Source organism: Vogesella sp. EB (assembly GCF_001037925.1).
GTDB lineage: Bacteria > Pseudomonadota > Gammaproteobacteria > Burkholderiales > Chromobacteriaceae > Vogesella > Vogesella indigofera.
Genome location: NZ_LFDT01000039.1, coordinates 1 through 22642 on the forward strand (window position 1 = coordinate 1; position 22642 = coordinate 22642).

The window sequence follows — 22642 nt, forward strand, 5'->3', positions numbered from 1 at the left end:
GGCAGATCACAGCAGTTTGAAGCAATGCATCTTAGTTTCGACCAAGCTGCGGCGATGGTAGCCACTCCAGCGCTTCCAGATCGCCCTACCTCGTCGCTTAGTGGCCCGGAGAATCTCGTTCCAGGCCTGCACGCCCAGTGAGCTTCCTTTCCACGGCCGAGCATTCTTGCGCGTCGGGATTCACCCCATTGCACCCCCGCGCTGCAATCGCCTCATGACACGCCTTGGTATCAAAAGCACCATCGCCACTCACGCAGGCTATCGGTTCATTGGACGGGATTTGCGCCAATAGCGAAGGCAACATTTGCGCATCGCTCTGGCGATTGTCCGTTACCTCAATAGCATGGATTTGCAGGGTTTCCGCGTCGATGCTCAAATGCACCTTGCGCCATTGCCGGCGATATTCCGCGCCGTGTTTCTTGGTTTTCCACTCAGCTTCGCCCAGCATTTTGATGCCCGTGTTATCAACCAGCAGATGCAACGCGCCTGAACACTTTTGATAGGGAATGCTGACTTGCAGTGTTTGCTGACGCCGAGACAAGGTGCTGTAGTCCGGGACGCCCCAGCCCAGGCCCGCCAGCTTGAGCAGGCTTTGAATGAAACCGATGGTCTGCCGCAACGCCAGCCCGAGCACATTCTTGATGGTCAAACAGAATTGAATGGCCGCATCGCTGTAGGTCTGCGCTCGACCACGCTTCCCCCGCGGTTTTGCCTGCCATGCCATGTTTGTGTCCAGCCAGATGGACAAAGAGCCACGCAGGATCAGAGCTTGGTTGTAGGCTTTCCAGTTGGTCGTTCGGTATTGTTTCGGAGCGGGCTTGGTTATGCAGCTAGCTTACCAAGCCTTGGCAAGCACGGATTTGTGCAACAAAGCCTATCCGCCGTGCCCACACACACGGCAGCATCAAGGCAAACAGGGTTGGCCGCATGCGGCCAACCCTGTTTGTTTATGGCGCCATCGCAGCGGATGGCACGATCGCTTTCGCGCCGGTTACTTCGCCAGCGCCTCGCGCTGCAGCGCAACCAGTTCGGCGATGCCTTTTTCCGCCAGTTGCAGCAAGGCGTCCATCTCCGCGCGGCTGAACGGTACCCCTTCCGCGGTGCCCTGCACCTCGACAAAGTGGCCGTCACCGGTCATCACCACGTTCATGTCAGTTTCGCAGCCGGAGTCTTCCTCGTAGTCGAGGTCCAGCAGCGGCACGCCGTCGACGATGCCGACCGAAATCGCCGCCACGTGCTGGCGCAGCGGGTTTTCGCTGAGCTTGCCGGCGGCCAGCAGGCCGTTGATGGCATCGGCCAGCGCGATATAGGCACCGGTGATACTGGCGGTGCGGGTGCCGCCGTCAGCCTGGATCACGTCGCAATCGATCTGGATCTGGCGCTCGCCCAGCTTGGCCAGGTCCACCACCGCGCGCAGGCTGCGCCCGATCAGGCGCTGGATTTCCTGGGTGCGGCCGGATTGCTTGCCGCTGGCCGCCTCGCGGCGCATGCGACTGTGGGTCGAGCGCGGCAGCATGCCGTATTCGGCGGTGACCCAGCCCTGGCCCTTGCCCTTCAGGAAGCCGGGCACCGTTTCGTCAACGCTGGCGGTGCAGATCACCTTGGTGTCGCCGAATTCGATCAGTACCGATCCTTCGGCGTGGCGGGTGTAATTGCGGGTAATGCGGACGCTGCGCAGCGCGTCGGCAAGTCGTTGGGATGAACGCATGGCGCGGGCTCTCGGGTAGGAATAACAGCGCGATTCTACCCGATCACCCTGCCGCGCGCGGCGGCTTGCCGCTCAGTGCGGCTGCCGGGGCAGCAGTTCGGCGGCCAGTTCATGCTCCATCAGCAGGCCGGGGATCGCGTCATCGGGCAGGAAGCCGGTCAGCGTGCCGCTGTCGATGTAGCCGCTGCGGCCGTCCAGCGCCGCATCCGCCGGCAGCAGGGTGAACGCCACCGCCGACAGGTTGTCGCCGCGTTCGCCGCCGCGTTTTTCCGCCACCGTCATCAGCGCCGGCAGTACCGCCGGCGCCACCCGCCCATGGAACACGCGCGCCAGCTCCGGGTCCGGCACCACGCTCCACAGCCCGTCGCTGCATAGCAGCACGCTGCAGCCGGCCTGCAGCGGCAGCGGATGGAGGACGCTGACTTCCGGCTCGCCCATCGCGCCCAGGCAGTTGTAGATGCGGTTGCGCGCCGGGTGCACCGCAGCCTCGGCCTCGGTCAGCTGGCCGCTGTCGATCAGGCGCTGCACGTGGGAATGGTCGCGGCTGCGGAAACGCACCGCACCCTGCTCCAGCAGATACAGCCGCGAATCGCCGGCGTAGGCGCAGTACACGGTGTCGTCCTGCACGATGGCCACCACCACCGTGGTGCTGGGAATCTCGCGCAGGTGGTGGGCGATGGCGTGGTCGATGATGGCCTGGTGCGCCTCGCCCAGCGCCCAGCGCAGGAAGTCGCCCGGCTGCAGCAGCCGCGGCGTGGCCTGGCAGCGGAACTGCTGCACCAGTACCTCGGTGGCGATCCGCGCCGCCACTTCGCCGTCGATATGGCCGCCCATGCCGTCGGCCACCACCAGCAACACGCACTCGCGGGAACAGGTCACCGCCAGCCGGTCTTCGTTATTGCCGCGTCCGCCGATGCGGGAATCGACTGCCAGCGCGAACTTCATCGCTTTTTCCCCGTCAGCCAGGCACTGGCCTTCTGCCATAGCGAGGGCAGCGGCGTGACATAGTCATTGGCCAGCAGGCTCTGCTGCATCTGCGCCAGGCTGTCCGGCCGCCGCTGCGGCTCCAGCTGCAGGCAGGCATCGACCAGCGCCAGCAATTGCGGCGAATAGTGGCGTGCGAACAGCTTGCTGGCCGGTTGCAGCGTGTCGGCCTGCAGCCGCTCGTCTGCCGCCGGCAGGCGACCACCGCCCAGCATCGCGTACAGGCTGGCGCCGAGGCCGTAGATATCGGTCCACGGCCCGAGCTTGGCCTTGGCGTCGTACTGTTCCGGTGCGGCATAGCCGGGGGTGAACATCGCGGTCAGCGCCTGCCCCGGTCGCCGCAAGGCCTGGCGTGCGGCACCGAAATCGAGCAGCACCGGCGAGCCGTTGCGGCGCAGGTAGATGTTGGCTGGCTTGATGTCGAGGTGCAGCAGTTGCTGCTGGTGCACCTCGCGCAGGCCGCCGATCAGCTCGGCAAACAGCTTGCGCAGCCGCGCCTCCGGCAGGCTGCCGGCGGCCAGCGTCAGCTCCTTGCTCAGCGGCCGACCCTCGGTGTACTCCATCACCATGTACACCGTGTTGTTGGCCCGGAAGAAGTTCACCACCCGCACGATATTGGGATGCTGGATGCCGGCCAGCACCCGCGCCTCCTCGAAGAAGCACTTCAGACCGACACGGAACGCCTCGCGGTCCAGCTCGTCGATAATGGTGACCTCGCCGCCGGGCTGGCGGCTGGTCATGTCCAGCGGCAGGTATTCCTTGATCGCGAACTTGCGGTCGTAGTGATCCAGCGCCAGGTAGACCTGACTGAAACCGCCGGAGCTGAGCTCGCGGACGATGGTGTAGTCATCCAGCCGGAAGCCGGCGGGCAGTGCGCTTTGCTTGGATTGCGTCATGTGCATTGTTATAGTGTAGCGGCCCCTGAATCGGAACCCTAGCTATTCGGGGCATGTCTTCCTGAAAACCATGACAGCCGGAGCTCCCATGATCCTGAGTATGACAGGCTTTGCCTCCGCCACCCGCGACTTCCCGGGCGGCCTATTATCCATTGAACTGCGCGCGGTGAACCACCGCTACCTCGACGTGCAGATGCGGCTGCCGGAAGAGCTGCGCGTGATCGAGGCGCAAATGCGCGAGCTGATCGCCGGCCGCGTCACCCGCGGCAAGGTGGAATGCCGCGTCGGCATCAGCCAGAACGACAACGACAACCAGCAACTGGAACTGAACCCGGACATGGTGCAGCGCCTGCTGGCGATCAGCAACCAGGTCAAGACCATCGCGCCGCAAATGCGCGAACTGGGCATGGGCGAGCTGCTGCGCTGGCCGGGGGTGCTGAAATCCAATTCGCTGCCGCCGGAAGTACTGCAACAGCTGTGCCTCGACGGCCTGAAGGTGGTGCTGGAAGACTTCCGCGCCACCCGCGGCCGCGAAGGCGAAAAACTGGCGCAGGTGCTGCGCGACCGGCTGGAGTCGATGGCGCAGATCATCAGCGACATCAAGCCGCGCCTGCCGCTGATCCTGGACGCCTATCGTGCCAAGCTGTCGGCGCGGCTGCAGGAGGCGCTGGGCAATGTCGACGACGACCGCATCAAGCAGGAATTCGCGCTGTTCGCGCAGAAGATCGACGTCGACGAGGAGCTGGAGCGCCTGAGCACCCACCTCAGCGAGATCCGCCGCATCCTGAAGACCGGCGGCCAGGTCGGCAAGCGGCTGGACTTCCTGATGCAGGAGCTCAACCGCGAAGCCAACACCCTCGGCTCCAAGTCGGTCGCCACCGAAACCACACAGGCCTCGGTGGAGCTGAAGGTCCTGATCGAGCAGATGCGCGAACAGATTCAGAACGTCGAATAAGCCTTAGCGCTACCGACGCTCACCGCATTGCGGCCAACCTTGCAGCAAGGTTGGCCGCAATTTTTTTAGCGTGGCTCAGTCGTTATCCTGCCAGATCAGTCGTGCGATGGCGGAGGAATCCAGCTCGCCCTCGCCATTGGCCACCAGCTGGTCGATCAGGCCGGCGACGCGCGCGGCCTCTGGCAGCTTGATGCCCAGCGACGCCGCGGTGTCCAGCACGATGCCCATGTCCTTCTGGTGCAGCTTGGCCTTGAAGCCCGGCGCGTAGTTGTCGTCGATCATGCGCTGGCCGTGCACGTCCAGCACCCGGCTGCTGGCAAAGCCGCCCAGCAACGCCTCGCGCACCGGCGCCGGGTCTACACCGCAAGCCTTGGCCAGCTTCATCACTTCCGCCACCGCCGCCACGCCGACGCCGACCGCGATCTGGTTGCAGGCCTTGGCCACCTGCCCGGCCCCGCTGTCGCCGATATGGGTGATGGTCTTGCCCATCGCCTGCAACACCGGCCGCGCGGTGGCCAGCGCCGCCGCCTTGCCGCCGACCATGATGGTCAGCGTGCCGTTGATGGCGCCGACTTCACCGCCAGACACCGGGCAATCGAGGAAGTCGATGCCGCTGGCGGCCAGCTTGGCGGCGATCTCGCGCGCGCCGATCGGCGAAATGGTGCTCATGTCGACGCACACCAGTCCCGGCCGCGCGCCGTGCACCACGCCATGCTCGCCCAGCAGCACCGCCTCGACATCGGCAGTATCGGAGACATTGGTCACCAGCACCTCGACGTTGGCCGCAAGCGCCCGCGGGCTGTCCGCCCAGTGGGCGCCCTGCGCCAGCAGCGGTTCGGCGCTCTCGCGCCGCCGCGCCCAGACCCAGACTTCATGTCCGGCCTTGAGCAGGTTTTCCACACACGGGCGCCCCATGATCCCCAGACCGATATACGCAACTTTCATCATGTTCCTAAGCAGAGAAATGCAAGCCGGCCACTCGCCGGCTCAGGATGGAGGGGGCTGGCGCTGCGCCAGCCACTGTTCGAAATTCATGTCCTTGCCGGTGGCATGGTGCTCGAGGAAATAGAGGAAGGCGAGGATTTCGGCCACCGCGCGATACAGCTCCGGCGGGATGTGATTGTCCATGTCAACCTGCATCAGCAGGTTGACCAGCTCCGGCGAGTCGTGCACGAAGACGCCGGCTTCCTTTGCCTGCTCGATGATGCGCTCGGCCATGCGACCATAGCCCTTGGCCACCACTTTTGGCGCCGCACTGTCCTCGCTGTAGCGCAGCGCGACCGCCGAACGGCGATGCTCAGGCTTCATCGTCGGCCTCGTGCTTGACCAGCAGGCTGGCCAGCGCCAGACCGGCGCCTTCCAGTGCCGAGCCAAGTCGGCTGCGATACTGCTCGATCAGTTGTGCGGTCTGCCCATCATCGGCATCGAACACCACCTGCACCTGCTTGCCCACCATGCGCAGCCGCGCCCCGACGCCGCCCAATGCCGGCAGCTCCAGATTCAGCCGCGTTTGCCACACCGGCAACTCCAGCTCGCCATCCGCTTCGCGCTCGGCGACTTCCTCGCGCTGGATTTCCCAGTCCACCGCCTGTCCCGGCCATGCCTGCCCCTGGAACACCAGCACTTTCTGCTCGTGCACCTCCAGCTGCTTCTGCACCAACTGCCCCAGTTCCGGCGACAGCCCAGCCCGGCCCTCGTGCAGCAGCTTGGCCTGCGGCTCCAGCTTCAGCTCTTCCAGCGAAAGGCGGCCATCGACCCACGCCCGCTGGTGCGACTCGTAAAAGACGCCGCTTTTTTCCACCGACTGCCGCAGCTGCTCGCCGGCACCCGGCGCCGCCGGATCGGACAGCAGGGTGAGGCTGCCGCGCGCCGCCGACTGCGTTGCCGCGTCCAGCAAGCCGTTCAGATAGCGGCCGCCCGAGGTAAAGGCCACCGGCACCGATTTTTCGTCCGGCAGCGCATTGAGACGCAGCAGATCGAACTGCAACAGTGGCGAGCTCGCCCCCACCCGCAACAGCATCGGCTCCTTGGTCAGCAGACCGTCCGCCGGCGCCTTCAGGTTGAACACCGCATTCTTGATCAGCACCATCGCACTGCCGTCCGCCAGGCGCTCCGCCAGCCGGCCGGTGACCACCTCGCCACGGGCGAGATCGGGCAGCCGCCCCGGCTGCGACAGGGTCTGCAACGCGGTGCTGTTGTCGTCCTGCAGTGCCGCCGAAACCGCCCGCGCCAGCTCGCTGCTGCGCAGCGCCGTCGCCGGGTCCTGCAGCACGTCCAGCAGATTGAACGACAGCGGCGGCCCGGCGGTCACGCGCAGCGACAGCGCATTGCCATCGGCGGTCATGCCCTTGGGCAGGCTCAGCACGAAGGCCTCGCCCTTGATGGAGGCGGCCAGCTTGCCATCCGGCAGGCGTTCGGTGATGTGGGCGGTGACGGTCTCGCCGGACTGCAATGCCGGCAAGCGCGCGGGTGACGAGGTAACCTCGACCGGGCTGCGCGTCGTCTCGCGACCGGGACGATTGGCAACAATCGTCGACGCTTCGGCCGCGCCGGTCGACTGTTTGCCCGGCGCAAGAATCGGGGGCAGGGAAATCATGGAGTGGGGCTATTGCGGTACAGCGACAGTATCAGCTCGGCCTCGCTGCGGGAAATGCCGCAGCGCTCGGCAACATCGGCACTGCCCAGGCCGCGCTTGAACATTTCCACCGCCTGATTGTAGGGGCTAATGCCCTCGCTGCTGGCGGCCGGCAACTGCTGCCGTGGCTCGTGTTCAACCACTTTCTGCTGTGCCATCAGCGCAATGTCCTGGATATTGCGCTGTGCGGCCGCCAGCTGCTTCTGCAGCTGCTCATGGCTGACCGCCTCGACCGCGCGCTCGGACTCGATGCGCAACAGCCGTTGCCACAGATAGAAGACTGCGACGGCCTGCGCGATCATCAGGCCAATCAGCAACACCAGATAAATGGTCATGATCACGACTCCGGTAACACGGACATTCCCTCTGGCTCAGGAAAAGGGCGAATGTCCTCAAGCTTGTTGGTGCTGGCAGGGTAACGATCACAAGCGATGCCGGCCTGCCCTCTGTCATCCAGGAACACGGTGCGGTACGGCAACACTGCTTTTACTATGGCACGCAATCGGCAGGATAACAGCGTCGTTTGCAGGTTAGCCGCAAAGGTAAACCCCCATCCACACCGAAAAACGGTGCCGGCTAGAGGCTGTCTTTATAGGTAGAAAGCAGGTTTTGCCGCGTTTTCAGCAGCGCCATTTCCGGCTGCAACTGGCCTTTGCTGGCGCTAACCTGCTGGGTCAGGGCTTGCAGCAAACGCTGCGCGTTGAGCAGCTCGGCCAACACCCCGTCATGCGCGGCGGCGGGCAGCGCCGACAATGGCGACAGCGTCACCTGTGCCGCCCCCAGTTGCTCCGCCAATACTACCGCCCGCTCCCAATCCTGGGCTTCGACCGCTGTTGACAGCGCTTGCACCAGCGACAGCCAGGCACACCAGTCTTCCGCCAGCTCAGGCTGCGCCATAGACTTTTCCTGCGTCACCCGGTGCACTGCCCTGCGCGTTGGCCGGCACCCCGATCTGGACCCAGGCATCGCGGATTTCATTCAACAGCGCACACACCTGGTCCAGCAACGCGGGATCGTTATTGATGTTGGCCTGAAACAACTGGCGGGTGCAGTACTCGTAGAGCTGGTCAAGATTGCTGGCAATGTCGCCGCCTTTTTCGTGATCAAGCGCCAAGCGCAGCCCTTCGTCCACGATCGAGATCGCCTTGCCGATCAGCATGCCCTTGTCAGCGACTTGCCCGGCTTCCATCGCGATCTTTGCGCGCCGGATCGCCTGCAACGCACCATCCAGCAACATGAGCACCAGTTTATGAGGGGTCGCTACCAATACCTCGGTCTCAAGTGCGGAGCGACCGTAAGCGGCCTGCATATGCCTAGAAAGTGCCATGATGAAGCCTTAATCGATGTTATCCAGTTCAGGAACTCTTTTGCATGCTGCTGATTTGCTGGGTCAGGAACGAGCTGCTGGCGTTCAGCTGCGCCAGCAGGCGGTCCATCGCATTGAACTGGGCCTTGTAGCGGGCCTCGGTTGTCTCCAGGCGCTTGGCCATGGTGTCCTGCTGCTTCTGCAAGTCTTTCAGCGACGCGTTCAGGCCCTTGTTAAACGAGTCCAGTGTGCCATTGGTACTGAGCATCCCCTCCAGCTTCTTGTCCAGATTGAAGGAGAAACCCTGCGTATAGGTCAGCGAGCCACGGTCACCGATGGTACCACCGCTGAGCTCGATGGTCAGGCCCTCTACCGGGGTGCCGACCGCCCCGATCAGCTTGTTGCCGTCACCACGTGCCGCGTAACCACCGATGGTACCGGCCACACTCGCCGAGCCGGCGACACCGCTAGCGGCGGCAAAGCCGGCAAAATCCAGGCCACTCAGCACGTTGACCTTGGACTCGGTACCGGTCTTGACTGAAGAAATCAGCAATTTGCCGCTGTCTTCGTCAACCGTGACCGAGACCTGCCCCTTGGCCGCCACCAGGCCGGCATCGCCGTTGATGGCGGTTTCCAGCGCCTTGGCCAATTCGGTGGCACTGTTATAGGTACCGGTAACCTGGGCGTTGACGGTGGTGTTGTCGATCATGACCGAAAATGCCTTGGTGCCGGAAACCGGCAGCGTCGGCACGCTGCCAGCCTGATTGTAACCGGTGGTCAAAGCACTGACGGAGACCTCGTAGCTGCCGGCCACGGTCTTGTCGGTACTCGACACATAGGACATGCCTTTGCCATTAACCTGGGCACCGGTGGCAAAAAACTTGGCCACATCATCCGGCGAGGCTTCGATCGCCTTGCTCAGCTTGCTCGAGTCCAGACTCAGACTGCCATCCTTGGCAAAAGCCAGCCCCAGCTGGCTGGCCACCTGGTAGCTGCCGCTATTCTTGGTGGCGGCACCAAAAGCGGCACGCAATTGCGTTTCGATGCCGCGAATCGCCGCCACGCCACTCAACGGAGACGATGAACCGGCCTCGCCGGGCGCGGTACCGGGCGTCGCCGCCGTCGTCTCCTTCAACACCTTTGTAAAGTCGTTGTACGACTTCACAAAGTCTTCCAATGTTTTCTTGATGCCGGCCGTGTCGCGGCTGACATTCATCTTCAGCGCCGCATCGCCCGCTTCCTGCTCTTTTTTCAGCGTCAGCGTCACGCCATCGATGGCGTCGCTGACGGTGTTGGACTGTTTGGTGATTTTCAGGCCATCGACGTAAAACACGGCATCCTTGGCCGGCTGCAACACCGTCATGGTCGTGCCCGCCGGATCATGGGTCAGGTTCGCCAGCGGCGAAGTGGCGCCACCGGCAGCCGTTACCTTCAGCGTGCTCTCGGTACCGGTCTTGCCGGAAGAGTAGATCAGCCGGTAACCGCTGCCGTCATTGACGATACTGGCGCTGACGCCGATATTGGCCTTGTTGACCGCATCGCGTACCTGTTCGAGCGTGGCATTGGCCGGGATCTTGACATCCTTCTGGGTCGAGCCGGACAGCGGGGTGAAGGTGGCGCCGGAAGTGGTGCCAAAGGAAAAACTGAGTGTTTCCTCGGTCGCACCATTGATGGCGGTCTTGCTGCTGGTGAAAATACTCGACGACAGCTTCTGCGCTGCGGCCAACGTTTCCACCTTCAGGCTAAAGCCGCCCACCGGTGCCTTGGCACCGGCACTGATCTCGGCCACATCCTTGTCGGAGGTAGACGACGACAGCGTCTGGTATTTTGCCGGATCCTGCAGCGCCTTCAGCGCGGCCTGGAACGACGCCAGGCCATTCTTGACCTGGCCGACCGCCGAGATCTTGCTTTCGAAAACCTGTTGCTTCTGCTGCAGCTTCAATAATGGGCGGGTTTCAATATTCATCAGCTTGGAAACCAGGCTGTCAATATCCATCCCGGAACCAAGACCGCTCGAACTCAATGCCATGATATTTCTCCCGCCATTATTCAGTCGTAGGACCTGCCGGCACTACGCTTGCTGCAACCAAAATTACGCCTTGCTCTGATACAAAACCCCGACCAGCTTGTCCAGATTCTTGGACAGTTCCAGCACTTCTTCGGTCGGAATCTGGCGGATCACCTTGTCGGTGTGCTTATCGATCACCTTCACAATCGGCACGCCCAGATCTTCATCGATGGAGAAGTTCAGTTCGCTGGCAAAGGTGGCGACCAGCTTGCTGATCTTTTCCGTAGCCTGCGCCAGTTCTTCCTTGTCCGGCACGTTCTTGCCCTGACCACTTGCAGCACTACTGGACAGCGCTTGCACCGCACCGGCAGAGACCGGCACCGTCGGGGCACTGGCTTGCTGGGCTGGTAACGGCGCAGAGCGACCGGCACCGTCAGACAAGGTGGTGGTAACAGGTGTGGCAACCGGCAACAGTGGCGATAATGACGACATAGTACACCTCCAAGACGAAAAGCCTGGCGTGGGGGCCACGCCAGGCACGCAGGGTTACAGGAGGGCCATGCCCTCACCCACCTTGATTAACGCAGCAGCGACAGTACTTGCTGTGGCAACTGGTTGGCCTGCGCCAGCATGGCGGTACCAGCCTGTTGCAGCACCTGGTTACGGCTCAGTTTAGCGGTTTCCGAAGCAAAGTCGGTATCCTGAATACGGCTACGCGAGGCACTCAGGTTCTCCGACGACGACTGCAGGTTGGAGATGGTGTTCTCGAAGCGGGACTGCAAGGCACCAAACTGGGCACGCTGGCCGTTGATCGCCTGCAGTGCAGAGTCAACGATCTTGATCGCTTTCTGCGAGTTGGCGAACGAAGTCACGTCCAGCGAAGCCACCGTTTGCAGGGTCGAGGAACCGCCCGCCCCGAAGAAACCGGAGCCGGCATCCGTCACCGAGAAGCTCTTATCGGAGTCGAGGCGTACGGTACCGTTCACAAACGACACCCCACCGGCACCGGCAGCGGCATCGGCGGCAGTCAGTGCAGCGGCAGCGTTGGCTGCAGTGCCATCCGAACCGGCCACGGTGTAACCCGCAGTGTTGAAGTCGGCACCAGCAGCACTGCTGTTGGTCAGACTGATGTCGTTGCCTGTGGCATTGGTCAGCTTGATACCGCCATACTTGCTGTCGAATTCAGCAGTCACGCCGGTCTTGCCAGAAGCGGCATTAAAGGCATTGATCGCTTCGGACAGGTCGTTCGAACTGGTAACGGTGGCGCCGGTGGAGAAGGAAACGCGCACGGCAGTGCCGTTATCGGACACCACGTCTACCGCGTAGGACTTGTTGGCGACGAGACCGGACAAGTTGGCCTCGGTCTTGGCGGTAGCATTTACACCGGTCTGGCTGCTCAGGTTGTTGATACCTTGGGCAATCGACTTGGCGGTGTCACCAGCCACAGTGGTGTAGGTGGCAGAACCCTGCGAGCCGCTCACCGCGATAGCCTTAGCGGCCACCAAAGAGGTGGCGTTACCAGCAACCGGACCGGCAACGGACAGGTTGTTGTTGCCGTAGTTGCTGGTACGGAAGTTGGAGCCAGATGCTTGGATGGTCTGGTTGGCGTTGGCGCCGACCTGGAAGGTCAGGGTGCCGGACGAACCATCCAGCAGCTTCTGGCCGTTGAATTCGGTAGTCTGGGAAATACGGTCCAGTTCGGAAGTCAGCTGCGTCACTTCGGACTGCAAAGCCTGACGGTCGGAAGCCGAGTTACTGGAGTTGGACGACTGTACCGCCAGCTCACGAACACGCTGCAGGATGTTACCAGCGGAAGACAGTGCGCCTTCAGCAGTCTGAGCCATCGACACGCCATCGTTGGCGTTGCGACGGGCCTGATCCATACCGCGGACCTGACCGCCCATGCGCTCGGAGATGGCCAGACCGGCGGCATCGTCTTTGGCGCTGTTGATGCGCAGGCCGGACGACAGGCGCTGCAGCGAGGTGGACAAGGCGCTTTGGGAACCGGACATATTACGCTGCGAGTTCAGCGAAGCCACGTTAGTGTTGATGGTCAGCATGGTTGCTCCTTGGAATCATCAATCTGGGCGTTGTACCAGCCGGCCCCGTGCCGCTGCTACCGCCTTCCCTAGCTTTATCGGACCGTCACCGGAAAGCTTTAGCCATCCGGTGAAAATTTTTAATCCGGCAGCAATAGCAGCCAGTGCTCCGGTTTCACCAGACCCGCCTGTTGGAAGCCGGCCATGCAGTAAGGCAGGTAATTTTCCTGATGAATGCTGGTTCTATAAAACAGGTACACCAGCTCAATGACTTCCTTGGCCGCAAGCTGACGCTGCCTTGCTGCGGTCAGGCCCACCAGCCAGAAACGTAATAGCAGGTACTCCATGCACAGCTGCTGCACATCCTGCACGACCTGCCCTTGCAGCGGAAAGTAGCCGGTATGGGCGTGATTGAGCAGGATGCGGCCCAGCCACTGCTCGACCTCGGCAGACAGCGCCGTCGCGGCAAAGGTGCGGCACAGTACTGCCTCATCCACCTCGGCCTCCGGTTGCCCCGCCCCCAACGCTTGCAAGGCCTCGGTAATCAGCTCCAGGTAACGCGGGCGATTGAAGTGCAGATCGGCCCGTACCCGGCTGGCGGCGGCCAACGTTTTGATGTGCAACTGCTCGTGGCGCTGCCAGCCCTGCAGCGCGGCAAGTGCCTGCCCGTTTTGCAGCTGTTGTTGCCAGTCGAGCAGCAGCGCCGTGATGTCGTCCAGCAATACCGCCCCGGAAGCGGCATCGAACTGGTCCACCGTCTGCTGCAATGACTCCGCGATCAGCAGTTGCAAGGCAAGTCTTTGCCATAACGGTACTTCCGTAGCCGCCAGAATCGCCAGGAAGAATGCCCGCACCTGCTCCATTTCCGGGCTGGCAATCGCCGCTGGGATACTGGCAATGGTGCTGGCACGGGTAGGCAGTTGCAGCTGTTGCAGCTGCAAGGCGTGCTCGTTTTCAATGATCAGACGCGCGATTTCCGGGCAGGACGGCGAGGCAAACTGCTCCAGCACACCGGCGACCAACTTGGTGGCACGGGGATAGGCGGCACAGACATCGGGCAACATCTGCTCACCACACTTCTTATGAAGACTGCAAAGTCCCTCACCATCCAGCAATTCGCAGCGCGCATGCTCTTCGGTACTCACCGACAGGAAACCGAAATCCCTGCTGCCACTCTTGCCCGAACCGCGATGCAGCGCTTTCTTGATCAATGGTTTCAGTTCTTTATCCGGCAGGCTTTGCAGGCGCAGATAGGTTTCATGCTCGACCGGGATACGCCAGCCGTAGCAACAGGTGTCGGGGCACGCCGGACCAAGACAGGAAAACTGCGCCAGATACGCGGGGGCGATCATGCTTTTCAATTGGGTTTCGGCCATCGTCTCTTTCCTGAATGCCGGTGGTTGCTCATTTTGCCAGTTGCGTCAGCACGGCCAGGATCTTGCTGACTCCGTGCTCGAACACCGTCTCCGGCAGGGCAACCGTCTCGCTGCTGTTGCCCTTGCCGGCCGCCCAGTTCACCACCAGACTGAGATTGGCGTAAGGCAGCGCCAGTTCGCGCGCCAATGCCGCCTCCGGCATGCCGGTCATGCCGACCATATCGGCGCCGTCCTGCTCGACACGGCGGATTTCCGCCGCGCTTTCCAGCCTCGGCCCCTGGGTGCAGGCATAGACCGCGCCGTCGATCACGCTCAAGCCGGCCTCGCGACCGGTCTGCACCAGACGGGCGCGCAACTCGCGGTCAAACGGCCAGGTGAAGTCGACGTGCACCACCGGTTTTTCCGGCCCCTCGAAGAAGGTGTGCTTGCGGCCCCAGCTGTAGTCGACAATATTGTCGGGAATCACCAGGCTGCCCGGCACCATGTCCGGGCGGATGCCGCCGACGCTGCCGATGGCAATCACGCCCTTGACGCCGACACTGTGCAAGGCCCAGATATTGGCGCGGTAGTTGATCTCGTGCGGGGCGATGGAGTTGCCATAGCCGTGGCGGGCAATGAACACCACGTTCTGCATACCGATGCGGCCGAAGGTCAGCGCGCAGGACGGGTCGCCATACGGGGTACGCACAACCTGGCGATGGGTCACTTCGAGAATGGGCAATTTGGCGAGGCTACTGCCTCCGATGATGGCGAGCATGACGTTCTCCTTGTTATGGCTGCTCTGTGCCGAATTCTAATCCGCAGGCATGAAAAAAGCCCGCAACATTTACGGTTGCGGGCTGGCCGGGGTGTATCGCCAGGCTTACTTCAGCGCGTGGATGGCCGGCAGGTTGCGCCAGGCGCCGCGCACGTCCATGCCGTAGCCGAACACGTAACGATCCGGCACGTCGATGCCGACGAAATCGGCCTTGATCGGCTTGTCCTTGCTGATCAGCTTGTTGGCGAACACGCCGCTGTAGAAGGCCTTGGCACCCATCGCCAGCACCTTGTCGCGGATCGCCGCCATGGTGTGGCCTTCGTCCAGGATGTCGTCCAGCACCAGCACCACGCGGTCGCGCACGTCTTCCTTCGGTGCGGTTTTCCACACCAGCTCGCCGCCCTGGGTCTTGTCGCCGTAGCGGGACACGTGCACGTAGTCGAAGTCGAGCGGGAAAATCAGGCGCGGCAGCAGCTGGCCGGTGAACACCACCGCACCGCCCATCACCGACAGTACCAGCGGGTAGCTTTCCCCCAGCTCGGCGGTGATGTCGGCGGCCATGCGGTCGACCGCGGCATTGACCTCTTCGGCGGAAAACAGGATGTCCGAGCTATTCAGAATGCCACGGGCTTCGGCAACATTAGCCATGATGATGAGTCCTTATTCAAGAAAACGACACGCCGCCTGACGCGGCAGGCGGCGTGATGGATAGTTTTGCGCTCAGGCGCGCGGCAGGCTGGCCAGGAAGGCGGCAAACTCGCTGCCGACCTCGTGATGCTTGAGGCCGTATTCCACCGTGGCTTTAAGATAGCCCAGTTTCGAGCCGCAATCGTAGCGCTTGCCGGTAAACGGATAGGCCAGTACCGGTTCGTCCTTCAGCAACGCGGCGATGCCGTCGGTGAGCTGGATCTCGCCGCCGGCGCCAGGCACGGTATTGAGCAGCTTGTCGAAAATGCGCGGCGTCAGGATGTAACGGCCGACCACCGCCAGGTTGGACGGTGCCACGTCGGGATGCGGTTTCTCCACGATGCTGGACACCTGCTGCCGGCCGTTGCCATCGGTGGCGACCTCGACGATGCCGTAGGAACCGGTCTCCTCGCGCGCCACGGTTTCCACGCCCAGCACCGAGCTGTGCGTCTCGTTGAACACGCGCACCATCTGCTCCATCGCCCCCGGCTCGCCGTCGATCAGGTCGTCGGCCAGGATCACCGCGAATGGCTCGTTGCCGACCACCGGCTTGGCGCACAGCACCGCGTGCCCCAGCCCCAGCGCTTCCGCCTGGCGGATGTAGATGCAGCTGACGTTGGCCGGCAGAATCTGCTGTACCGTTTCCAGCAGTTTTTTCTTGTTGCGGTTTTCCAGCTCGGTTTCCAGCTCGTAGGCCTTGTCGAAGTGGTCCTCGATGCTGCGCTTGTTGCGACCGGTGATGAAGATCAGCTCGGTGATGCCGGCGGCCACTGCCTCCTCCACCGCGTACTGGATCAGCGGTTTGTCGACGATAGGCAGCATCTCTTTCGGGCTGGCCTTGGTGGCGGGCAGGAAGCGGGTGCCCATGCCGGCCACCGGGAATACCGCTTTGGTAACTTTTTGCATGATGAGTCTTTTTATCCGGACAACATGTTAAGTAGCGGGCAATTGTAGGCGTTTTATCGCCACCGCTCTAGTTTTGCCTGCCGTCACGACGCCAGCAAGGCCAGCAGGCCGGCCTCGTCCAGCACCGTCACCCCCAGCTCCAGCGCCTTGTCCAGCTTGCTGCCGGCCTCGGCGCCAGCCACCACGTAGTGGGTCTTCTTCGACACGCTGCCGGACACCTTGCCGCCGGCCTCCTCTATTAAGGCTTTGGCCTGATCGCGGCCCATGGTCGGCAGCGTACCGGTCAGCACGAAGGTCTTGCCGGCCACCGCCTCGTTCTGTGGTGCGGCTTCGGTCTGCGGCAGCCCGACCAGCAGCGCGCGGCAATAGTCGGCGATGGCCTGCAGCTGCATGCGGTTGGCCGCGTCGTCCAGCCAGTCGGCCAGCGCGTTGACCACCTCCGCCGGCAGGTCGAGCTGGATCACGTCCACCCGCGGCATTGCGGCCAACGTTGCCGGCTCGCCCTGCTGCGCCGCCAGCTGCTGCGCGCGCACCTCGGTCAGCCGCGGCACATTCAGCCGCGCGTAAAGGTTGGCCGCAGCCAGCTTGTCGCGCAGCTGCGCCTTGGGCGCGTGCTCGTCGACCGGTGCCACGCCGGCGGCCAGCAGCGCGTCGATCACCTGTTCGTTCTGCGCCTCGGCGAAGAATTCGGCGATCGACTCCGCCACCACGCCGCCGATGTCCGGCAGTGCCGCCAGTACCGCACGCGGCGCGCGGCGCACGTTATCCAGCGTGCCCAGCCAGTCGGCCAGTGTCTTGGCGGTGGATTCGCCGACGTGGCGGATGCCCAGCGCGAACAGCAAGCGCGCCAGCGGCGGACGTTTGCTGGCGCTGATCGCCTCGATCAGATTGTCGGCCCACTTGGTGGCCACCTTGCCGGCCCTGACGGTTTCCGGCGTCACGCCTTCCTGCTCGTCGGCGCGGCGCTTCATCTGCAGCAGGTCGTCCAGTGTCAGGCGGTACAGGTCGGCCACGCTCTTCACGTAGTCGAACTCCACCAGCTTGTCGATATAGCGCTCGCCCAAGCCGTCGATGTCCATCATGCGGCGGCCCGCAAAGTGCTGGATCGCCTGCGTGCGCTGCGCCTTGCACACCAGCCCGCCGGAGCAGCGCGCGATGGCCTCGCCCTCCTCGCGCACCACGTGGCTGCCACATACCGGGCAGGCAGTGGGCAGGCGGTAAGCCGGATACATCGGCTCCTCGCCCTGGCTGAACAGATCGCCACCCAAGATTGGCCGCAGCGGGCGCTGGTCCAGCACTACCGCCACCACTTCGGGAATCACGTCGCCAGCGCGGCGCACGATCACCGTGTCGCCGACGCGCACATCCTTGCGCCGCACTTCGTCCTCGTTGTGCAGCGTGGCGTTGGTCACCGTGACGCCGCCGACGAACACCGGCTGCAGCCGTGCCACCGGGGTGATGGCGCCGGTGCGGCCAACCTGCTCCTCGATCGCCTCCACCCGGGTCAACGCCTCCTCAGCCGGAAACTTGTGCGCAATCGCCCAGCGCGGCGCACGCGACACAAAGCCCAGCCGTGCCTGCAGCGCACGGCTGTTCACCTTGTACACCACGCCATCGATCTCGAATGGCAGCGTGGCGCGCTGCGCCAGCACGCCTTCGTAGTAAGCGGCCAGTCCGGCGGCGCCCCGCACCACCGGGCGCAGCTCGGCCGCGACCACCGGGAAGCCCAGCGCCGCCAGCCAGTCCATCTCGCCGGCGTGGCTGGCCGGCCAGTCGGCACCTTCCACCTGAGCGATGGCGTAGGCAAAGAACGACAGCCGGCGCTGTGCAGTGATGCGCGAATCCAGCTGCCGCAGGCTGCCGGCGGCGGCATTGCGCGGGTTGGCGAAGGTCTTGTCGCCACGCTCGCGCTGCGCGTCATTCAGGCGCTCGAAATCGCGTTTCAGCATCAGCACCTCGCCGCGCACTTCCAGCAGCGAGGGCACGTTGGCCGCACGCAGCTGCAGCGGCACCGAGCGCACGGTACGGATATTGGCGGTGACATTCTCGCCACTGGCGCCGTCGCCACGGGTGGCGGCCTGCACCAGCACACCGTCGCGGTACAGCAGGCTCACCGCCAGGCCGTCGAACTTGGGCTCGGTGGCGTACTCGACGTTGGCCGCAGCCAGGTCCTTGCCCACCCGCTCGTCGAAGGCGATCAGCTCGGCGTGGCGGCTGGCGAAGTCATCCTGCTGCAGGTCGGAAAAGGCATTGGACAGCGACAGCATCGGCACGCTGTGCACCACGCTGTCGAAGGCCGGCAGCGGCGCGCCACCGACGCGCCGCGTCGGCGAGGCGTCGCTGGCCAGCGCCGGGCAGTCGGCTTCCAGCTGCTGCAGCTCGCGGAACAGGCGGTCGTACTCGGCATCCGGCACCGTCGGCGCATCCAGCAGGTAGTACTCGTGGTTGTAGCGTTCCAGCAGTGCGGCCAACTCGCGGGCGCGGGCTTCGATCTCGGGAGTAGGTTTGGTCATGGAAGGCCCCAAATGCAGCACGCCGGCAAGGGCCGGCGTGCGGAAACAATGAAAACGGCAAGAATCAGGCAAACAGGCGCAAGGCGGCGACACTGCCCGGTGCGATGCCGCGGTCGTCCATATTGCCGTAGATGCGCACCAGCTGCTCGCGGATCTTCAGCAGTCCGGCTTCGCTCAGCTCGCGGCGGTTGTCGTCGACCAGGCGCGCGTCGAATTCCTGCGTCAGCTGCAGCGCGAAGGCAATGGCGCGGTCGAACACCGCGGCACCGCCGGCCACGCGTGGCACGTCGAACAGCAGTGTCAGCGCCGGGAACGACTTGTCGAGCAGGTTGTGCAGCGTGAACGGCGTCTGGTCGGCCGAGGCCAGCGAGTACAGCGAATTGCCGGAATCGGCGAGGTAGTGGAACTGGCCGTCCGGCTCCAGCTGCAGCCCGGCGGCTTCGGCCACGCTGCGCAGGCGCGCACCGGAGATTGGCGCCACCGGCACGATATTGATGCCGATCAGCACGTCGACATCGGCGCAGAAACGGTCCAGCTCGCGCGCGGCGACCAGCTTCTGCTGGCGCTGCGGGAAGCTGACCTGGGCATCGAACTGCTCGGCATAATGGTTGATCTGCTGGCAGAAGCTGGCCAGCTCCTGCTCGGTGACCGCGCCGCTGCGGTCGACCAGCTGCAGGCCGAAGTTGACCTGCTTGTAACGGGTGCCCGGCAGCAGCTCGGCCGGCGTCCACAGCCCGCGCTCGCTGCGCAGGATGGCCTGCACCCGCTTGGCGACATTGAAGCGCGGCAGCGACGACAGCGTCAGCGGCCGGCTGAACACCACTTCGGCGATGAAATCCAGCGACGGATCCAGCAGCGCCACCACCAGCGCCTGGTGGTCGGCGGCGTCCATCGCCACCACTTCGTCATCCTCTTCCGGCAGCGGTTCGCTGACGACAGGCGGCGGCGTAAAGGCGTGCTGCGGCGGGGTGTCGTTCAGGTAGGCGGGGGTATCGTCCTCGTCCTGCAGCAACACCGGCTCCAGCCGCTCCTGCTTGCCGTCGCGGACATGATTCTTGGGCACGTCCAGCAGCACATCGGCGTGATGACGTGAAAAGGCCTGGCGGGTCCGCTTGCGAAAGCGCCATTCCTGGTATGTATTGAAGGCGAACACCAGGGCGATGACGATCCCCCCCAGCATCAGCAAGCCTATTTGTATGTCGCTCATCGAGCCTTATCCACTGCTGTGGCCATTATTCAGGACAGTATTATAACAAACGTCGCAACGCAAACGGTGGCCACCCTCGCGTCATCGGCCATTCTCTATCGAAAACGGGCTCAATTTTTTGGTTTTGCCAGCCAAAAGCGTAATTTTCACGAAAAAACCGCCAGCGGCAGCGCGACATCGCCGCGCGCGGAGGCCGCGGCCGGCTACAACTCATCGAGGCGGAAGCGCACCGGGATGTCGATACTGTCCGCCACCGGCTGTCCGCCCTGCCACGCGGCGTCAAAGCGCCAGCTGCGCACGCCGTCACGCGCGGCGCGGTCGAGACGGATGAAGCCGCTGGAGCGCAACAGCTGCACCTGCTCGAACTCTCCGCCGGCACTGACCGAGATGCGCAGCAACACCACACCCTCCTCGCCCAGCTCGCGCGACAGCGCCGGATAGGGCGGCTTCGGCGAAAAGCGTACCCGCACCGCGCGGCTTTCGCCCGTCTTTTCGCCGCCGGTGGCAGTATTGCCGTTGGCAAGGGCTGGCGGCGAGGCCGCACCGGCGGCGGCCGAGGCAAGGTTGGCCGCAGTGTTGCTGCCCGTGCTACTGCTGCTGGGCGGTGCGCTCCTGCTCGCCGCTGCGGCCTTGCCGGCTGCCAATACCGTCGCGGGCGGCGTGGCGCTAGTCCGCGCTGGCGCGGATGCCGCCGGCGTGGCGCGGCGTGCGGCCGGTGCCGGTGTCGGAGACTTGGTCACTGCCGGTGGCCGGGCTGCTGCAGGCGCAACGGCATGCTTGCCGCCACGCGATGCCATCAGCGCCGCGGGGGCGGGTGCTGACAGCAACAGTACCTGCAAGGGCGGCGTCAGCGCCGGCAGCGGGCGGAACTGCCAGGCAAACGCGGCCAGCAGCAGCGCGTGCAGCAACAGCGACAGTAGCAGCGCCGCGCGCATCGTTCAGGCCGTTTCGCGCATTTTCAGCGCTTCGACGATGTCCACCGCCACGATGCGGCTGCAACCCTGCTCCTGCATGGTCACCCCCACCAGCTGCTCGGCCATTTCCATGGTCAGGCGGTTGTGGCTGATGTACAGGAACTGCGTGTGCGCCGCCATCTGCTTCACCAGATCGCAGAAGCGGCTGGTATTGGCGTCGTCCAGCGGCGCATCGACCTCGTCCAGCAGGCAGAACGGTGCCGGGTTGAGGCTAAACAGCGAGAACACCAGGCTCATCGCGGTCAGCGCCTTTTCGCCGCCGGACAGCAGGTGGATGGTGCTGTTCTTCTTGCCCGGCGGCTGGGCGATGATCTGGATACCGGCCGACAGCAGGTCGTCGCCGGTCAGCACCAGCTCGGCGCGGCCACCACCGAACAGGGTCGGGAAAAACTCGCTCATCTTGGTGTTGACCGCGTCGTAGGTGGTCTGCAGCATGTCGCGGGTTTCGCCGTCGATCCTGGCGATCGCCTCTTCCAGCGTCGCCATCGCCTGCAGCAGGTCGTCGGTCTGGCTGGCGAGGTAAGCGCCGCGCTTCTGCGCCTCTTCCAGCTCCTGCAGCGCAGCGAGGTTGACCGCGCCGAGGCCGTCGATGGCACGCGCCAGGCGCGCGATTTCCGCCGCCAGCGCGTTGGGTTTCACCGCCTCGGACAGGTGCGGCAGCAACGCCGCCTCGTCCGCCTCGGCGGTTTTCAACTCCTCGTCGAAGCGCTCGACGTTGAGCCGCGCTTCCTGGTGCTTCAGCAGCCAATCGGAACGCGCCTCGCGCAGCGCCGGCAGCGCGGCGCTGATTTCCTGCTGCTTTTGCGTGGACTGGCGCAGGGTCTCGGTCAGCGCGTTGAGCTGGTCGCGCGTTGCGGCCAACGTTTGCTCGCGCGTTTCACGCAGCCCCAGCGCCTCCTGCAGCACCTCGTCCGGCGCCGCCTCTTCCACCGTTTCCGCTTCCATCGCCAGCGTTTCCAGGCGCTCGGCCAGCTGCAGATCACGGTCTTCCAGTTCGCGTGCGCGGCGCGCCAGCTCCGCCACCTTCTGCTCGGCGGTGTGCTGCGCCAGCTTGATCTCGTGCAGCATGCGCTCGGCGTCGCGGGTCTTGTTGCGCGCCAGCTCCAGCCCGGTCTCGGCGTTCAGGCGCGCCAGACGCACGTCTTCCAGCTGTTCGGCCAGCTCTTCCAGCTGCATCGCGTTTTCTTCGGCCAGCAGCTCGGCTTCAACAATGGTTTCCTGTGCCGTGTCGCGCTCGTCTTGCAGCCGCTGCTGTTCGGCGTGGATCGCCGCCAGACGCGCGGCGCCCTGCCGCGCTGCCTGGTCCAGCTTGACGTGCTCCAGCGTCACCGCGTTCAGCTCCGCCTCCAGCCGCGACACCGCACCCTTCTGTGCACGCACCGCCTCGGCCAGCATGCCCAGCATCGACGCCACGCTGTCGCGACGGCGCTGGGCGCTGTCGATCTGCGGCTGCACTGCGGCCAACCTTGCCGCCGCCGCATCGCGCGCCGCCTTGCGCGCCATCATGCCGTCGCCGCTGTGCGCGGCGTTGAAGCGCACGCTGACCGCGCTGACGCGGTGGCCGTCCGGCGTGATCCAGCATTCACCGGCGGCCAGCTCGCCACGGCGGGCGATGGCCTCGTCCAGTGTGTCGGCACAGTAGACGCCGGCCAGCCAGTCGGCCAGCGCGGCGGCAAACGGCGCGCCGGCGC

The 22642-nt window shown here is 64.2% G+C and carries 20 protein-coding genes and 2 pseudogenes; 1 reads left to right on the top strand and 21 read right to left on the bottom strand.

Translation table 11 applies throughout. The annotated features are described in order from the left end of the window. Positions 1 to 9 precede the first annotated feature (9 nt). The 4 genes and pseudogenes from ACG97_RS15560 to ACG97_RS15575 form a co-directional block, all read right to left on the bottom strand. A pseudogene (locus ACG97_RS15560) lies at positions 10 to 826 on the bottom strand (IS5 family transposase); the annotation flags it as partial. Between the two features lie 165 nt (positions 827 to 991). Further along, positions 992 to 1708, bottom strand: a complete 717-nt coding sequence (gene rph, locus ACG97_RS15565) for a ribonuclease PH (protein WP_047968296.1) — start codon at positions 1706 to 1708, stop codon at positions 992 to 994. A 72-nt stretch (positions 1709 to 1780) separates the two neighbouring features. After that, entirely contained in the window at positions 1781 to 2653 is an 873-nt protein-coding gene (locus ACG97_RS15570; RefSeq protein ID WP_047968297.1) for a PP2C family serine/threonine-protein phosphatase, read from the bottom strand. Next, positions 2650 to 3588, bottom strand: coding sequence for a serine/threonine-protein kinase (locus ACG97_RS15575; protein ID WP_047968313.1), 939 nt, complete (start codon positions 3586 to 3588; stop codon positions 2650 to 2652). The genes ACG97_RS15570 and ACG97_RS15575 overlap by 4 nt, the downstream gene beginning before the upstream one ends. An 88-nt stretch (positions 3589 to 3676) precedes the next feature. Here ACG97_RS15575 and ACG97_RS15580 point away from each other — a divergent pair, with 88 nt between their 5' ends. Beyond that, complete coding sequence (locus ACG97_RS15580; protein WP_047968298.1) at positions 3677 to 4543, top strand: YicC/YloC family endoribonuclease; 867 nt, start codon at positions 3677 to 3679, stop codon at positions 4541 to 4543. A 75-nt stretch (positions 4544 to 4618) separates the two neighbouring features. Here ACG97_RS15580 and ACG97_RS15585 read toward each other — a convergent pair whose 3' ends face one another. The 17 genes and pseudogenes from ACG97_RS15585 to ACG97_RS15665 form a co-directional block, all read right to left on the bottom strand. Further along, the gene (locus tag ACG97_RS15585) at positions 4619 to 5491 is read right to left on the bottom strand and encodes an NAD(P)-dependent oxidoreductase (protein ID WP_238377370.1); all 873 of its coding nucleotides are present in this window, start codon (positions 5489 to 5491) and stop codon (positions 4619 to 4621) included. A 39-nt stretch (positions 5492 to 5530) separates the two neighbouring features. Next, a complete protein-coding gene (locus tag ACG97_RS15590) occupies positions 5531 to 5851 on the bottom strand; it encodes an EscU/YscU/HrcU family type III secretion system export apparatus switch protein (RefSeq protein ID WP_047968299.1) in 321 nt (106 codons plus the stop codon). Next, positions 5841 to 7139, bottom strand: a complete 1299-nt coding sequence (locus ACG97_RS15595; protein ID WP_082133832.1) for a flagellar hook-length control protein FliK — start codon at positions 7137 to 7139, stop codon at positions 5841 to 5843. Before ACG97_RS15595 ends, ACG97_RS15590 begins: the two co-directional genes overlap by 11 nt. Beyond that, entirely contained in the window at positions 7136 to 7513 is a 378-nt protein-coding gene (locus tag ACG97_RS15600) for a DUF2802 domain-containing protein (protein ID WP_120809284.1), read from the bottom strand. Before ACG97_RS15600 ends, ACG97_RS15595 begins: the two co-directional genes overlap by 4 nt. Positions 7514 to 7754: 241 nt before the next feature. Beyond that, on the bottom strand, positions 7755 to 8075 hold the full coding sequence (locus ACG97_RS15605) for a hypothetical protein (protein ID WP_047968301.1): 321 nt from the start codon (positions 8073 to 8075) through the stop codon (positions 7755 to 7757). Next, positions 8062 to 8505 carry a flagellar export chaperone FliS gene (gene fliS / locus ACG97_RS15610; protein WP_047968302.1) on the bottom strand — a complete coding sequence of 148 codons (444 nt, stop codon included), beginning with the start codon at positions 8503 to 8505 and terminating at the stop codon, positions 8062 to 8064. Before fliS ends, ACG97_RS15605 begins: the two co-directional genes overlap by 14 nt. Positions 8506 to 8533: 28 nt before the next feature. Further along, positions 8534 to 10513, bottom strand: a complete 1980-nt coding sequence (gene fliD, locus ACG97_RS15615) for a flagellar filament capping protein FliD (protein ID WP_082133833.1) — start codon at positions 10511 to 10513, stop codon at positions 8534 to 8536. A gap of 63 nt (positions 10514 to 10576) precedes the next feature. Further along, positions 10577 to 10984, bottom strand: coding sequence for a flagellar protein FlaG (locus ACG97_RS17400; protein ID WP_082133834.1), 408 nt, complete (start codon positions 10982 to 10984; stop codon positions 10577 to 10579). Between the two features lie 86 nt (positions 10985 to 11070). Further along, a complete protein-coding gene (locus tag ACG97_RS15625; RefSeq protein ID WP_047968305.1) occupies positions 11071 to 12552 on the bottom strand; it encodes a flagellin in 1482 nt (493 codons plus the stop codon). Positions 12553 to 12671: 119 nt separating this feature from the next. Next, positions 12672 to 13907 (bottom strand): flagellin lysine-N-methylase, encoded by a 1236-nt coding sequence (gene fliB / locus ACG97_RS15630; RefSeq protein ID WP_047968306.1) that lies wholly within the window; start codon positions 13905 to 13907, stop codon positions 12672 to 12674. Between the two features lie 28 nt (positions 13908 to 13935). Continuing rightward, positions 13936 to 14664: an S-methyl-5'-thioinosine phosphorylase gene (locus ACG97_RS15635; RefSeq protein ID WP_047968307.1), complete on the bottom strand. Its 729-nt coding sequence runs from the start codon at positions 14662 to 14664 to the stop codon at positions 13936 to 13938. Between the two features lie 105 nt (positions 14665 to 14769). After that, positions 14770 to 15312 (bottom strand): hypoxanthine-guanine phosphoribosyltransferase, encoded by a 543-nt coding sequence (locus tag ACG97_RS15640; RefSeq protein ID WP_047968308.1) that lies wholly within the window; start codon positions 15310 to 15312, stop codon positions 14770 to 14772. Between the two features lie 72 nt (positions 15313 to 15384). Beyond that, positions 15385 to 16257 (bottom strand): UTP--glucose-1-phosphate uridylyltransferase GalU, encoded by an 873-nt coding sequence (gene galU, locus ACG97_RS15645; protein ID WP_047968309.1) that lies wholly within the window; start codon positions 16255 to 16257, stop codon positions 15385 to 15387. 83 nt (positions 16258 to 16340) lie between these two features. Beyond that, on the bottom strand, positions 16341 to 18770 hold the full coding sequence (ligA, locus tag ACG97_RS15650; RefSeq protein WP_047968310.1) for an NAD-dependent DNA ligase LigA: 2430 nt from the start codon (positions 18768 to 18770) through the stop codon (positions 16341 to 16343). A gap of 64 nt (positions 18771 to 18834) precedes the next feature. After that, positions 18835 to 19977, bottom strand: coding sequence for a cell division protein ZipA C-terminal FtsZ-binding domain-containing protein (locus ACG97_RS15655; RefSeq protein ID WP_047968311.1), 1143 nt, complete (start codon positions 19975 to 19977; stop codon positions 18835 to 18837). Between the two features lie 203 nt (positions 19978 to 20180). Then, positions 20181 to 20912 carry an energy transducer TonB gene (locus ACG97_RS17035; RefSeq protein WP_053068214.1) on the bottom strand — a complete coding sequence of 244 codons (732 nt, stop codon included), beginning with the start codon at positions 20910 to 20912 and terminating at the stop codon, positions 20181 to 20183. A 3-nt stretch (positions 20913 to 20915) separates the two neighbouring features. Further along, positions 20916 to 22642 (bottom strand): annotated as a pseudogene (locus ACG97_RS15665) (chromosome segregation protein SMC); the annotation flags it as partial.

What these genes read in the sequence shown, in the direction of transcription:
- fliD (WP_082133833.1), bottom strand. Translation starts at nt 10,513, where the DNA reads ATGGCATTGAGTTCGAGCGGTCTTGGTTCCGGGATGGATATTGACAGC.
- ligA (WP_047968310.1), bottom strand. Translation starts at nt 18,770, where the DNA reads ATGACCAAACCTACTCCCGAGATCGAAGCCCGCGCCCGCGAGTTGGCC.
- fliB (WP_047968306.1), bottom strand. Translation starts at nt 13,907, where the DNA reads ATGGCCGAAACCCAATTGAAAAGCATGATCGCCCCCGCGTATCTGGCG.
- rph (WP_047968296.1), bottom strand. Translation starts at nt 1,708, where the DNA reads ATGCGTTCATCCCAACGACTTGCCGACGCGCTGCGCAGCGTCCGCATT.
- ACG97_RS15570 (WP_047968297.1), bottom strand. Translation starts at nt 2,653, where the DNA reads ATGAAGTTCGCGCTGGCAGTCGATTCCCGCATCGGCGGACGCGGCAAT.
- ACG97_RS15635 (WP_047968307.1), bottom strand. Translation starts at nt 14,664, where the DNA reads ATGCTCGCCATCATCGGAGGCAGTAGCCTCGCCAAATTGCCCATTCTC.
- ACG97_RS15605 (WP_047968301.1), bottom strand. Translation starts at nt 8,075, where the DNA reads ATGGCGCAGCCTGAGCTGGCGGAAGACTGGTGTGCCTGGCTGTCGCTG.
- galU (WP_047968309.1), bottom strand. Translation starts at nt 16,257, where the DNA reads ATGCAAAAAGTTACCAAAGCGGTATTCCCGGTGGCCGGCATGGGCACC.
- fliS (WP_047968302.1), bottom strand. Translation starts at nt 8,505, where the DNA reads ATGGCACTTTCTAGGCATATGCAGGCCGCTTACGGTCGCTCCGCACTT.
- ACG97_RS15590 (WP_047968299.1), bottom strand. Translation starts at nt 5,851, where the DNA reads ATGAAGCCTGAGCATCGCCGTTCGGCGGTCGCGCTGCGCTACAGCGAG.
- ACG97_RS15625 (WP_047968305.1), bottom strand. Translation starts at nt 12,552, where the DNA reads ATGCTGACCATCAACACTAACGTGGCTTCGCTGAACTCGCAGCGTAAT.
- ACG97_RS15655 (WP_047968311.1), bottom strand. Translation starts at nt 19,977, where the DNA reads ATGAGCGACATACAAATAGGCTTGCTGATGCTGGGGGGGATCGTCATC.
- ACG97_RS15595 (WP_082133832.1), bottom strand. Translation starts at nt 7,139, where the DNA reads ATGATTTCCCTGCCCCCGATTCTTGCGCCGGGCAAACAGTCGACCGGC.
- ACG97_RS17035 (WP_053068214.1), bottom strand. Translation starts at nt 20,912, where the DNA reads ATGCGCGCGGCGCTGCTACTGTCGCTGTTGCTGCACGCGCTGCTGCTG.
- ACG97_RS15640 (WP_047968308.1), bottom strand. Translation starts at nt 15,312, where the DNA reads ATGGCTAATGTTGCCGAAGCCCGTGGCATTCTGAATAGCTCGGACATC.
- ACG97_RS15575 (WP_047968313.1), bottom strand. Translation starts at nt 3,588, where the DNA reads ATGACGCAATCCAAGCAAAGCGCACTGCCCGCCGGCTTCCGGCTGGAT.
- ACG97_RS15585 (WP_238377370.1), bottom strand. Translation starts at nt 5,491, where the DNA reads ATGATGAAAGTTGCGTATATCGGTCTGGGGATCATGGGGCGCCCGTGT.
- ACG97_RS17400 (WP_082133834.1), bottom strand. Translation starts at nt 10,984, where the DNA reads ATGTCGTCATTATCGCCACTGTTGCCGGTTGCCACACCTGTTACCACC.
- ACG97_RS15600 (WP_120809284.1), bottom strand. Translation starts at nt 7,513, where the DNA reads ATGACCATTTATCTGGTGTTGCTGATTGGCCTGATGATCGCGCAGGCC.
- ACG97_RS15580 (WP_047968298.1), top strand. Translation starts at nt 3,677, where the DNA reads ATGATCCTGAGTATGACAGGCTTTGCCTCCGCCACCCGCGACTTCCCG.